This is a genomic window from Neisseria sp. P0022.S010, from assembly GCF_051956635.1.
In genome coordinates this window covers 1-1,736 of sequence record NZ_JBQCXF010000592.1, presented here as the reverse complement: position 1 = coordinate 1,736, position 1,736 = coordinate 1, and the positions used below count along the sequence as shown (strand labels likewise).

At 51.5% G+C, this 1,736-nt stretch carries 1 protein-coding gene; it reads right to left on the bottom strand.

Going from position 1 to position 1,736, the window contains the following annotated elements:
* Positions 1-27: 27 nt before the first annotated feature.
* Entirely contained in the window at positions 28-1,557 is a 1,530-nt protein-coding gene (locus tag ACTHUT_RS19735) for a helicase HerA-like domain-containing protein (RefSeq protein ID WP_440419519.1), read from the bottom strand.
* Positions 1,558-1,736: the final 179 nt, after the last annotated feature.

Here is a 1,736-nt window from a genome sequence, read left to right as displayed (position 1 = left end):
AATAAAGGCAGTATGTTTGCAGGCTGATTATTTGAACATATTTTTAATAATGCCCATTACGCTGCGTGAAATGGCGTTGGTTACTTGGCGGTTGATTTGGCTGCCGATGGCGTCGGCAACGTTGTAGCCCAAACCTTGGCCGGATTTTTTACGTCCGCCGCTCAAACCGCCGATCAGTCCGCCGAGGATGCCGGGATCGGCATTGGCAGCTTCTTTTTCTGCGGCTTTTTGTGCTTTTTCCTGCTCTTTAGCGGCATTTGCGGCTTCTTTTTCAGCGGCAGCCTGGCTATCTACTTCGGCCAATGCTTCAAAAGCGGAGTAGTTGTCCACCATGTCTTTATAGGTTGGATACAAATCATCGTTTTGGAACAAGCGGTTGCGCTCTTCGGCGGCAAGCGGGGTCAGGGCGGATTGCGGCGGCAGGATGAGGGCGCGTTCTACCGGCTCGGGCATACCTTTTTCATCGAGGAAGGAAACGAGGGCTTCGCCGACACCGAGTTCGGCAATCGCTTCGGCAACTTTGATATTTGGGTTGCTGCGGAAGGTTTCGGCAGCGGCTTTAACTGCTTTTTGGTCGCGCGGTGTGAAGGCGCGCAGGGCGTGTTGTATACGGTTACCCAGTTGGCCGAGGATGGTATCGGGCAAGTCGAGCGGGTTTTGGGTGACGAAATATACGCCCACGCCTTTGGAACGAATCAGGCGCACGACTTGTTCGATTTGTTCGACCAGCGCATTGGCGGCATTGTCGAACATCAAATGCGCTTCGTCGAAGAACATCACGAATTTTGGTTTGTCCAAATCGCCGACTTCGGGCAGGGTTTCAAACAATTCTGCCAGCATCCACAGCAAAAACGCGCTGTACATACGCGGCGAACGCATCAGTTTTTCGGAGTTAAGGATGTTGATGATGCCTTTGCCGTTGTCGGTTTGCATCCAGTCTTGCAGGTTGAGGGAAGGTTCGCCGAAGAATTTTTCTGCGCCTTCGTTTTCCAAAGTCAGCAGTTGGCGTTGAATCGCGCCAATACTGGCGGCAGAAACGTTGCCGTATTGCGTGCGGTATTCCGAAGCGTGGTCGGAAACGTGTTTCAATATGCTGCGCAGGTCTTTTAAGTCCAGAATGTGCCAGCCTCTGTCGTCGGCAACTTTGAACACGAGGTTGAGCAGGCCTTCTTGCGTGTCGTTCAGATTCATCAGGCGTGCCAAAAGCATAGGACCCATTTCTGAAACGGTGACGCGTACGGGAATACCGGTTTCGCCGTAAACATCCCAAAAGCGCACGGGGAAATTTTGCAGCCATTGTTCGCCCAAACCAAACTCGGCAATGCGTTCGCCCACTTTTCCGCTGTTGGCACCGGCTTGCGCGATGCCCGACAAATCGCCTTTGACATCGACCAAGAATACAGGGACACCTTCACTGCTGAAGGCTTCCGCCATGCGGCGCAGTGTAACGGTTTTCCCCGTACCGGTCGCACCGGCAATCAAGCCGTGGCGGTTGGCCATTTTGCCTTGGATTTCGAGCGTTTTCCCGTCGGCACGCGCAATTTGAAATGTAGTCATGATTATTCCTTAGAATCCGTGATGTGAAACAATTTGTTGTCTTAAAAAACAAGCATTTTAACGTTTGCGGCAGGGGGATTCAACCAAGCAAAGTTTCAGACGGCCTTAAGTTTTGCAAAGGTTTTTTTGCAGTGATTGGACAAGGTTGAAATCTGCTATAATTCCATCTAATACGCAAC